This window comes from Brenneria salicis ATCC 15712 = DSM 30166 (assembly GCF_003315515.1).
GTDB classification, from domain to species: domain Bacteria; phylum Pseudomonadota; class Gammaproteobacteria; order Enterobacterales; family Enterobacteriaceae; genus Brenneria; species Brenneria salicis.
The window spans coordinates 1-11,088 of record NZ_QNRY01000071.1 but is presented as its reverse complement, the minus strand read 5'-3'; the positions used below and the strand labels follow the sequence as shown (position 1 = coordinate 11,088).

General features: G+C 51.2%; 6 protein-coding genes and 3 pseudogenes. 4 read left to right on the top strand and 5 right to left on the bottom strand.

Going from position 1 to position 11,088, the window contains the following annotated elements; genetic code table 11:
- Nucleotides 1-91: 91 nt before the first annotated feature.
- Nucleotides 92-1,162: an LPS export ABC transporter permease LptG gene (lptG, locus tag DES54_RS17855; RefSeq protein ID WP_113869677.1), complete on the bottom strand. Its 1,071-nt coding sequence runs from the start codon at nucleotides 1,160-1,162 to the stop codon at nucleotides 92-94.
- On the bottom strand, nucleotides 1,162-2,277 hold the full coding sequence (gene lptF, locus DES54_RS17850) for an LPS export ABC transporter permease LptF (protein WP_113869675.1): 1,116 nt from the start codon (nucleotides 2,275-2,277) through the stop codon (nucleotides 1,162-1,164). The genes lptG and lptF overlap by 1 nt, the downstream gene beginning before the upstream one ends.
- Before the next feature lie 283 nt (nucleotides 2,278-2,560).
- Between lptF and pepA the strand changes: the two genes are divergently transcribed.
- The 4 genes from pepA (at nucleotide 2,561) to DES54_RS17830 (ending at nucleotide 8,312) form a co-directional block, all read left to right on the top strand.
- The gene (gene pepA, locus DES54_RS17845; protein ID WP_113869673.1) at nucleotides 2,561-4,072 is read left to right on the top strand and encodes a leucyl aminopeptidase; all 1,512 of its coding nucleotides are present in this window, start codon (nucleotides 2,561-2,563) and stop codon (nucleotides 4,070-4,072) included.
- A gap of 88 nt (nucleotides 4,073-4,160) precedes the next feature.
- A complete protein-coding gene (locus DES54_RS17840; protein WP_113869671.1) occupies nucleotides 4,161-4,610 on the top strand; it encodes a DNA polymerase III subunit chi in 450 nt (149 codons plus the stop codon).
- A gap of 12 nt (nucleotides 4,611-4,622) precedes the next feature.
- Nucleotides 4,623-7,493, top strand: a complete 2,871-nt coding sequence (locus DES54_RS17835) for a valine--tRNA ligase (RefSeq protein WP_113869669.1) — start codon at nucleotides 4,623-4,625, stop codon at nucleotides 7,491-7,493.
- Between the two features lie 168 nt (nucleotides 7,494-7,661).
- Nucleotides 7,662-8,312 carry a DUF421 domain-containing protein gene (locus DES54_RS17830; protein ID WP_113869667.1) on the top strand — a complete coding sequence of 217 codons (651 nt, stop codon included), beginning with the start codon at nucleotides 7,662-7,664 and terminating at the stop codon, nucleotides 8,310-8,312.
- A 161-nt stretch (nucleotides 8,313-8,473) separates the two neighbouring features.
- On the opposite strand, the pseudogene DES54_RS19120 reads toward DES54_RS17830, so the two are convergent.
- The 3 pseudogenes from DES54_RS19120 to DES54_RS17815 form a co-directional block, all read right to left on the bottom strand.
- Nucleotides 8,474-10,082, bottom strand: a pseudogene (locus DES54_RS19120) (methyl-accepting chemotaxis protein).
- 157 nt (nucleotides 10,083-10,239) lie between these two features.
- Nucleotides 10,240-10,866, bottom strand: a pseudogene (locus DES54_RS17820) (alpha/beta fold hydrolase); the annotation flags it as partial.
- A 19-nt stretch (nucleotides 10,867-10,885) separates the two neighbouring features.
- A pseudogene (locus DES54_RS17815) lies at nucleotides 10,886-11,088 on the bottom strand (IS630 family transposase); the annotation flags it as partial.

Here is an 11,088-nt window from a genome sequence, read left to right as displayed (position 1 = left end):
AAAAATGTCAGACAATTTATTAAAACCGCATCACCTTTCCCAGGCAACAAACCTGGACTAACAAAAGTGGAGCGGTAATAGGCGCAGTTATTTAGTTGCGTTTCAATAATAACGCCACGCTGATAACCAGGAATACCGCGCTTGGCAAGATAGCGCCCAGAATCGGAGGAATGCCGTATACCAGGCTCAATGGTCGGAAGATTTCGTTCAGCAGATAGAACAGAAAACCGAAGCTAATGCCAATCACGATACGCGTCCCCGCGGGTACGCTACGTAACGGCCCAAAGATAAAGGACACCGCCATCAGCATCATCACCGCAACGGATATTGGGGCGAAAATTTTGCTCCACATATTGAGTTGGTAACGGCTGGCTTCCTGTCCGCTTTGTTTCAGATAGTTGGCGTACTCATACAGCCCGCGAATCGAGAGTGAATCAGGCTCCAGCGCCACCACGCCAAGTTTGTCAGGCGTCAGGTTGGTTTTCCATTCCCCACTAAGCGTCTGGCTGCCGCCGATCTGTTTGCCGTCGCTCAGGTCGGATTCATCTATCTGTGAGAGTTTCCAGACTCCGTTATCGAAGGTCGCCGATGCTGCATAACGAACAGACAGCAGTTTGTTTTGGTCGTCAAAATGGTAAATATTGACGCCGGATAACTCGTTGTCATCAGTAACCCGTTCGATGTAGATGAAATTATTGCCGTCCTTCGCCCACAGTCCACCCTGGGTGGAGATCATGGAACCACCCGATATCATCTGAGAACGGTAGTTACGCGCCATCTGTTCCCCCTGCGGGGAGATCCATTCGCCGATCGCCATAGTGAGCAGAACCAACGGAATCGCGGTTTTCATCACGGCGGCGGCAATCTGCAAGCGGGTGAAGCCGGAAGCCTGCATCACCACCAGTTCACTGCGGGTCGCCAGTGTCCCCAGTCCCAACAGTGCGCCAAGCAGCGCTGCCATCGGAAAGAAGATCTCGATATCTTTTGGCACGCTGAGCAGCGTATAAAGGCCGGCGCCCAACGCCGAATAATCACCCTGCCCCACCTTACGCAACTGATCGACGAATTTGATAATGCCGGACAACGATACCAGCATGAACAGCGTCATCATGATGGTATTGAAAATGGTTTTGCCGATATAGCGGTCTAATACACCAAACATCAGGCCGCTCCTTGAGTGTTAAGCGAGCGGGTTTTAAAGCGGGCGCGCGCTTTACGCATGGGTACGCTATCCCAAAGGTTGAGGATCACCGCGATAGCGAAATACACCAGATTGGTCAGCCAAATCCAAAGCATCGGATCGATTTTTCCTTTGCCCGCATTGGAACGCAGCGAGCTTTGCAGCAGGAAGAAAATAAGGTAGAGTAGCATGGCGGGCAGCATGCTCAGCACCCGTCCCTGCCGCGGATTGACCACACTGAGCGGCACCACCATGAACGCCATGATGAGCACTGATACAACCAGCGTCAAACGCCAGTGAAACTCGGCCCGCGCGTCATTCTCGCTGGAGCGCCACAGCGTCTGCATATCCATTTGCTGTACGTCGTTGTTGTTCAACGTAACCGTTTGGTGGCCAATCACCGCCTGATAGTTGGTGAAATCGGTAATGCGGAAATCCCGCAGCAGCGCCGTTCCCTCATAGCGGGTGCCGTTATCCAGCGTCACCACCTGAGAACCTTCGCTGTTCTGCGTGACATGGCCGCGATCGGCAACCACCACGGAAGGTCGGGCATTGCCGCTGGGCCGTAATTGCGCCAGAAAGACGTTTTCAAACTCCGAACCTTTTACATTGCCCACAAACAGCACCGCGTTGCCGCCCTGAGCGGACTGAAACTGCCCTTCAATCAATGTCGCCATGCCGGGGTTGGCTTTCGCCTCCGCCAGAACCACTTCCTGATGCCGGGAAGACCAGGGACTGAGCCACAGCACATTAATGGTGGCCATCACCGCGGTCAGTAACGCCAGCACCAATGCCGCTTTCAACAGCACGCTTTTCCCCAGTCCACAGGCATGCATGACGGTGATCTCGCTTTCTGCGTACAGGCGACCAAACGTCATCAATAATCCAAGAAACAGACTTAACGGCAGAATAAGCTGTACCATTTCCGGCACGCCTAATCCCAGCAGAGAGATAACCAAATTTGTGGGGATTTCACCATCAACAGCCGCACCCAGTATCCGCACCAATTTCTGGCAAAAGAAAATCAGTAGCAGAATGAAAAGGATGGCCAGTTGGCTCTTAAAGGTTTCCCGTACCAGATATCGAATGATGATCACGCTTAATTACGCCTGTGAAAACTTGTCTTTTTGCAGGAAAATCGATAGTTTCTTCGCTAACTCGCCATTTATACTCATTTGTGGCAACCTTCGTAGCTAAAGTTGTATTACAACATACTGCGTTTGAGCGGTTGTATCAGAACCTGCTTATTAATCACCAAAACAGTTTCGTTACGTCGTTAAGATTAACACAGGTTATGTTAACGCAACGGCGGGAAAATATTACGGAGTGTCACATTCTAGCCGTTGATCCCGCCTTTGTCTTTAAGATTCAGGAGAGTACATGGAGTTCAGCGTAAAAAGCGGTAGCCCGGAAAAACAACGCAGTGCATGCATTGTCGTCGGCGTGTTTGAACCGCGTCGTCTGTCCCCTATTGCCGAACAACTCGATAAAATCAGCGACGGCTATATCAGCGCGTTGCTTCGCCGTGGTGAATTAGAAGGCAAAGTGGGGCAATCATTGCTATTGCACCATGTACCCAACATTCTTTCCGAGCGCATTTTGCTGATTGGCTGCGGCAAAGAGCGCGAACTTGACGAACGTCAGTACAAACAGGTTATTCAGAAAACCATTAACGCCCTGAATGAAACCGGTTCGATGGAAGCGGTCTGCTTTCTGACCGAACTGCACGTCAAGGGCCGCAACACTTATTGGAAAGTGCGTCAGGCGGTCGAAACCGCCAAAGAGTCGCTCTATACCTTTGATCAGCTTAAGAGTAATAAAGTCGAGTTGCGCCGCCCATTGCGTAAAATGGTGTTCAACGTGCCGACGCGCCGTGAATTGACCAGCGGCGAACGGGCTATTCAGCACGGTCTGGCGATTGCCGCCGGCATTAAAGCCGCCAAAGATCTCGGCAACATGCCGCCAAACATCTGTAACGCCGCGTATCTGGCCTCGCAAGCGCGTCAGTTGGCGGATACCTACAGCCAGAACATCACGACGCGCGTGATTGGCGAACAGCAGATGAAAGAACTGGGCATGAACGCCTATCTTGCGGTCGGTCAGGGCTCGCAGAATGAATCCCTGATGTCCGTCATCGAATATAAAGGCGATCCGTCCGCGGAAACCCGTCCAATCGTGCTGGTCGGCAAAGGCCTGACGTTCGATTCCGGCGGCGTCTCCATCAAGCCAGCCGACAGTATGGACGAAATGAAATACGACATGTGCGGCGCCGCTACCGTTTATGGCGTGATGCGCATGGCGGCTGAACTCGCGCTGCCGCTGAATATCATCGGCGTACTGGCGGGCTGTGAAAATATGGTCGACGGACGTTCTTATCGTCCGGGCGATGTGCTGACCACCATGTCAGGTCAGACGGTCGAAGTGCTGAATACCGATGCGGAAGGCCGCCTGGTGTTGTGTGACGCGTTGACCTACGTTGAGCGTTATGAGCCGGATGTGGTCATTGACGTCGCGACACTGACCGGCGCCTGTGTGGTTGCCCTTGGTCATCATATTACCGGGCTGATGGCGAATCATAATCCGCTGGCGCATGAATTGCTGAGCGCTTCCGAGCAATCCGGCGACCGTGCCTGGCGTTTGCCGCTGACCGATGAGTTCCAGGATCAACTGGAATCCAATTTTGCTGATATGGCGAATATCGGTGGTCGCCCTGGCGGGGCGATTACCGCGGGCTGCTTCCTGTCACGCTTCACGCGTAAATACAGTTGGGCGCATCTGGATATCGCCGGAACCGCCTGGCGCTCAGGCAAAGCCAAAGGCGCAACCGGTCGTCCGGTGGCGTTACTGTCACAGTTTCTGCTTAACCGCGCCGGGCTGAACGACGTGGAATGATGGCGATCCTGTCGGACGCACTCATCCGTGTCTGACTAAATAAGCAATACCGGGCCGGGTTTTCCGGCCTTTATCAATAGTGTAGATAATGAAAAACGCAACGTTCTATCTTCTCGAACACGACAGTAAAAGCGGCGAGCTCAATGCCTTTGAAGCGTTGGCGTGTACACTGGCGGCGGAACGTTGGCGAGCGGGAAAGCGCGTGCTGATTGCCTGTGAGAACGAGCAGCAGGCCATGCGGTTGGATGAAGCGTTGTGGCAACGCGATCCGCACAGTTTTGTTCCGCACAATCTGGCGGGCGAAGGGCCGCGCCAGGGCGCCCCCGTCGAACTGGCCTGGCCGGAACGACGCGGAAACGCGCCGCGGGATCTGCTCATCAGCCTGTTGCCGTACTTCGCGGATTTTGCCACCGCTTTCCATGAAGTGATAGACTTTGTCCCTTACAAAGAATCCCTGAAACTGTTGGCGCGCGACCGCTATAAAGCCTATCGCAGCGTCGGCTTTCAATTGACTACGGCTAAGCCGCCAACTCACTGAATTTTGAGCATAATGGAAACGAAATATAACCCGCAAGATATCGAGCAGCCGCTCTACGAGCAATGGGAAGGACAAGGCTACTTCAAGCCCAACGGCGATACGAATAAAGAAAGCTTCAGTATCATGATCCCACCGCCCAACGTCACCGGTAGCTTGCATATGGGACATGCTTTCCAGCAAACCATTATGGATACGCTGATCCGTTATCAGCGTATGCAGGGTAAAAATACGTTGTGGCAGGCGGGCACCGACCACGCGGGGATCGCCACACAAATGGTGGTTGAACGCAAGATCGCCGCTGAAGAGGGCAAAACCCGACATGATTATGGTCGTGATGCGTTTATCGACAAAATCTGGCAGTGGAAAGCCGAGTCTGGCGGCACCATTACTCGCCAGATGCGTCGTCTGGGCAACTCCGTTGACTGGCAGCGCGAGCGCTTCACCATGGACGAAGGCCTGTCCAATGCGGTGAAAGAAGTGTTTGTCCGTCTGTATAAAGAAGATCTGATTTATCGCGGCAAACGTCTGGTGAACTGGGATCCGAAACTGCGCACCGCCATTTCCGATCTGGAAGTGGAAAGCCGCGAATCCAAAGGCTCCATGTGGCACCTGCGCTACCCTTTGGCCGACGGCGTGAAAACGGCGGAAGGCAAAGATTATCTGGTGGTCGCCACTACGCGCCCGGAAACCGTGCTGGGCGATACCGGCGTGGCGGTAAACCCGGAAGATCCGCGCTATAAGGATCTGATTGGTAAAAACGTGATCCTGCCGCTGGTTAACCGCCGCATCAAAATCGTCGCTGACGAACATGCCGATATGGAAAAAGGCACAGGCTGCGTGAAGATCACCCCGGCCCACGATTTTAACGACTATGAAGTGGGTAAACGCCATCAGCTTGCGATGATCAACATCCTGACGTTTGACGGCGATATCCGTCAGGAAGCCGAAGTATTCGATACCAATGGCGAAATCAGCACCATCTATAGCAGTGAGCTTCCATCAGCCTTCCGTGGTCTGGAGCGGTTTGCCGCGCGTAAAGCCGTGGTCGCCGCCTTTGAGGAGCTTGGCCTGTTGGAAGAAATCAAGGCCCATGACCTGACTATCCCTTACGGCGATCGGGGCGGCGTGGTTATCGAGCCGATGCTCACCGACCAATGGTATGTGCGTACCGCTCCGCTGGCCAAAGTCGCCATTGAAGCCGTGGAACAAGGCGAGATTCAGTTCGTGCCGAAGCAGTACGAAAACATGTATTTTAGTTGGATGCGCGACATTCAGGACTGGTGTATTTCCCGTCAGCTATGGTGGGGTCACCGTGTCCCCGCCTGGTACGATGCGCAAGGTAAGGTTTATGTGGGCCGAGACGAAGCGGAAGTGCGTCGTGAAAACAATCTGGCTGACGATGTGGTTCTGAATCAGGACGAAGACGTGCTGGATACCTGGTTCTCCTCCGGGCTATGGACCTTCTCCACGCTGGGTTGGCCGCAACAGACGCCGGCGTTGAAAGCGTTCCATCCAAGCAGCGTGATGGTCAGCGGTTTCGACATTATTTTCTTCTGGATTGCCCGCATGATCATGTTGACCATGCATTTCATCAAAGATGAAAATGGTAAACCGCAGGTGCCGTTCCACACCGTGTATATGACTGGCCTCATCCGTGATGAGGAAGGCCAGAAAATGTCAAAATCCAAAGGCAACGTGATTGACCCGCTGGATATGGTGGACGGCATTACGCTGGAAGCATTGCTGGAAAAACGTACCGGCAATATGATGCAGCCGCAACTGGCGGAGAAAATCCGCAAGCGCACCGAGAAGCAATTCCCGAACGGCATTGAACCGCACGGAACGGATGCTTTGCGCTTTACGTTGGCGGCGCTGGCCTCGACTGGTCGCGACATCAACTGGGATATGAAGCGTCTGGAAGGTTATCGCAACTTCTGCAACAAGCTGTGGAACGCCAGCCGTTTCGTGCTGATGAATACCGAGGGGCAGGACTGCGGCTTCAATATTGACGGGAAAAACGGCGGCGAGAAAGTGCTGTCGCTGGCTGATCGCTGGATCCTGGCGGAATTTAATCGCACCGTGAAAGTCTACCGTGAAGCGCTGGACAGCTATCGTTTTGATATCGCGGCCAATATTCTGTATGAATTCACCTGGAACCAGTTCTGCGACTGGTATCTGGAACTGACGAAACCAGTGATGAACGGCGGCACCGAGGCGGAATTGCGCGGTACGCGCAACACGCTGGTGATCGTGCTGGAAGCATTGTTACGCCTTGCGCATCCGATCATTCCGTTCATCACTGAAACCATCTGGCAACGGGTAAAAGTGCTGAAAGGCATTACCGCGGATACGATCATGTTGCAGCCTTTCCCGGAGTACCATGCTGCACAAGAAGATACGCTGGCGCTCAACGATCTGGAGTGGATCAAGCAGGCGATTATTGCCGTGCGTAATATCCGCGCGGAGATGAATATTGCGCCGGGTAAACCGCTGGACGTGTTGTTGCGCGACGCCAGTGCCGAAGCGCAACGCCGGGTAGAAGAAAATCGCAGCTTTATTCAGACGCTGGCGCGTCTGGAGAGCATTACGCTGTTGCCTGCTGGTGATAAGGGCCCGGTTTCTGTGACTAAGCTGATTGCGGGCGCGGAACTGCTGATCCCGATGGCCGGGCTGATCGACAAAGCCGCGGAGTTGGATCGTTTGGCTAAAGAAGTCGCCAAAATCGAAGCGGAAATCAGCCGTATCGAAAGCAAGCTGTCCAACGAAGGTTTTGTGGCGCGTGCGCCGGAAGCGGTTGTCGCCAAAGAGCGCGAAAAACTCGAGGGTTATGCCGCGGCAAAATCGAAACTGTTGGAACAGCAGGCCAGCATCGCCGCGCTTTAAGCTCCTGTAAAAATAAGCCCTGGCAGTAATCTGTTCAGGGCTTTTCCTCTCTATTTGACTTATTTTCAGTTAAATCCTCGCTCTATTATTAAGCGTTGCTATATTCAATATATCGCAGCTGAGATACCAATATAATGATAAGTAAAAAGTTTGATAATGGAGAATGAAATGGAATATTACGGATTTGTATTAGTAAAATTTATCATCGGCTTTATTATTGTTATCACTCATTTGAATTTTTCGGGTAAAACGCAACTGTCTCAAATGACGCCGGTGGACTTTATCGGCAACTTTGTACTTGGCGGCGTGATCGGCGGCGTTATCTATAGCGATACCATCCCACTCTATCAATATATTATCGTGCTATTTATTGGCGTTGGTTTAATCACTCTGCTCAACGCTATTAGCAAACATTTTTATCTCTTTCGCGCCGTCAGCATCGGTGACCCGATCCCCATTATCAAGAAAGGACAATTTCTGATGGATAATATTCTGAAGAAAAAAAATAAAATCGATATTATCAACGTTACTTCTCAGCTTCATGCTCAAGGCATCAACTCTTTTCAGAAAATCAATTACGCGCAAATTGAACCAAACGGACAACTAACCGTTATCTGTGAAGATACGGATATGCCATCCGTGATCGTCGCCAAGGATGGCAAACCAAGGAAATACGGACTAACCGAAATAGAAAAAGACGAAGATTGGCTCTCCACCGAAATATCACGATATGGCATACAAATGAAAAATATTTTTCTGGCGGAATTTTGGCGGGGAAATCTTATGTTCGTCTTAAAAGATGGAACGGTTTTGAAATAGCGGGCTTTATTCCGCAATAGGTCTTGGTAGAATTTCACATTGATTTTGCATGCCGATATCGCTCTATGCTCCCAATACGTTGACAATTGCCTGAATTGCCTGAATTGCCTGAATTGCCTGTTTGCGATTATTGAAAACAGGCAAGGAGGCGATTTAAAGAACTAGCGGGCATCCACCAGCGCAATATTCTGGCGCAATCTCGCTACTGGGAGTTCCGTTTCCATCTTGGCTCTCTCAATCTGGAAGCGGGCCACGGATTGTTGTAGGTTGATTACCTGCTCTTGCAGGGAACCGGCTGATGTTGCTATCTCCGAAACCAGCGAAGCATTCTGCTGGGTCACAGTGTCCATTTGGTTAATATCTGTGGATACCCCGGCTTTGTTCGCTGGAAGCCAGCGTGATTTCATCCATGATATCGACGACCTTTTTCACGTCCGTCAATACCTCATCCATGGTTTTATCCGCGAGCTCAACCAAACCGGCGCCTTTCTCAATCCGGCTGAGAGAAGCATCAATCATCGTGCCGATCTCTTTGGCAGCCGTCGCACTACGCTGCGCCAGTGTCCTCACTTCGGAAGCTACCACGGCGAATCCTCTACCGTACTGGCCAGCCCTGGCAGACTCCACCGCGGCATTCAGCGCCAGCAGGTTGGTTTGGAAGGCAATGCCATCAATCACGCCAACAATGTCAGAAATCTTAGCGGAACTCTGTTTAATCGATCGCATGGTATCAACCACTTCTGATACGACATTACCGCCGCGGGATGCGGAATTAGAGGCCTGCTGAGCCAGATCATTGGCCTTGCGCGTATTGTCTTCGTTATTCTTCACCGTCGCCATGATCTGTTCCATGCTCGATGCGGTTTCATCCAACGAGGCTACCTGTTGTTCTGTACGGCTGGAAAGGTCAACGTTACCCGATGCAATCTCTTCCACGCCAACAGTGATGGCATCCGTCCCGTTGCGCACTACCAGCACCATATTTTCCAACCCGTCACGCATGCGTTGAACCGCCGCAAACAACTGGGCAATCTCATTTTTTCCGCTGCTATCGATTTTGGCCCGTAGGTCACCTTCAGCAATGCGGTCAAAAACCAGGATAGCCCTGTTTAGCGGATTCAACTCCAGATTAGTCACCACATACCAGGCCAGCACTGCCAGCAGCAATGCACACGCAATGGCGCTATATAAGATAACTTCCATGCGTTTAACACGGTCATTAGAGGCGGCATAAGCGTTATCAATACTTTGCTGTTTGAACGCCACCAGCGCTTTGGTCGATTTATCAAACGCGGCATAGAGTACCGTGGATTTTCCCGCACGCTGGCGATACTCATCCAGATTCCCGGCTTCAAGCGCTGCTAAAGCAGGCTCAATAAATGTTTTCATCAGGTTCTCCCGCTTCTCGGCCATATCCGCCGAAATCACTTTTTCCTACTCAGATTGCGGGTATGTTAGGTATGTCTGCCATTTTCCATTGGCGCCATTAATTTTGTCTTTGGCACGTCCCAGAGCTACCTTGGCCGTTTCAGTATCCCCTCTTCCCATCAGCGATTCATACAGGCGTAAATCCAATCGGGCACGCAGCAATAATTCGGAACTTTCATTGAGTGCCACCAATCCGGGCAGCACTTCTTTATCGACCTGACCGAACGATTTATTTCCCGACTGAACCGCCACTAATCCTAAAACACCGACGAAAAGCAGTAATGCGGCTAATGAAAAAACCATGATACTAAGAGCGGTACGGATCTTTATCTTACGAAACATAAATTGTCCCTGTTGTTTGATAAATGAGTAAAGTATGAACATTGCCCCTCACCGGAGTCATTCAGTTGTTCACACGCTAAACCGCAATAAAAAATAAGGGTACACATGAAAGGAGAATGATCGGCAGCAAGCGGACTTTTATACCGATCAATAATAATTATTTATTGTCTTTATTAGACGAATTACTTTCTAAAAAACTTTTTAACTTATCTTTATAAAACTTTGCCGACATCATCGTGCCATGCCCACTGGTTTCTTTACTGGCAGAGATCAGGAACAACTCGGCACGCTTTATTTTTTTCAATTCATTATCCAGTATTCCTGTTTCAACAGGATTACGTTCATCATCCGCAGAATTAATCACCAACACAGGGGCCTTAATTTGGCGTAACGTCGGTTCGGCATTATAGTTTGCAGACGATCCCCAGATATAAATGAAATCATTCGCGTCGCTGGTCAATGGCGCAGCCAGACGTGCATCCACCAGTTTATCAGCCTGAACGCGAGTCGGCGCCTTATGCTGGTAAGCCAGCGTTCCACCGGTGGTGGCAATGCTAAACATAATGCTGGCCATCTTCAGCGCTGGCGGTTGCTGCGTGTAATTACCGTTATTCCACGCCGGATCATTTTTGATGGATTCAATCAACATACGCCGCATCATCCAGTTACGACCGGATAACTCATTTGGCAATGATGCCATCGGCACCAGCGCATCCATCATGGATGGGTATTTTCCACCCCATATCCAGGTTTGCATGCCGCCCATGGAATAACCCATCACTAAATAACTGATCCTAATATCGCTACATTTTTACCAACCCATGATTCCCACCGGGGAATGGGCTGACAGTATTCATAAAGTGACGCCCTTTTTTCAGTAACTGCCACATTGAGCGGCACTGGTGGTTTCCGGTTATCGTTTCGTGCAGCGCCTGCCACAGCCGTTCAACATGATTTACCCAGGGCGAGTAAACCGGCTGATAAATAACACGAAACTTCGGATTCT

What these genes read in the sequence shown, in the direction of transcription:
- lptG (WP_113869677.1), bottom strand. Translation starts at nt 1,162, where the DNA reads ATGTTTGGTGTATTAGACCGCTATATCGGCAAAACCATTTTCAATACC.
- pepA (WP_113869673.1), top strand. Translation starts at nt 2,561, where the DNA reads ATGGAGTTCAGCGTAAAAAGCGGTAGCCCGGAAAAACAACGCAGTGCA.
- DES54_RS17840 (WP_113869671.1), top strand. Translation starts at nt 4,161, where the DNA reads ATGAAAAACGCAACGTTCTATCTTCTCGAACACGACAGTAAAAGCGGC.
- DES54_RS17835 (WP_113869669.1), top strand. Translation starts at nt 4,623, where the DNA reads ATGGAAACGAAATATAACCCGCAAGATATCGAGCAGCCGCTCTACGAG.
- DES54_RS17830 (WP_113869667.1), top strand. Translation starts at nt 7,662, where the DNA reads ATGGAATATTACGGATTTGTATTAGTAAAATTTATCATCGGCTTTATT.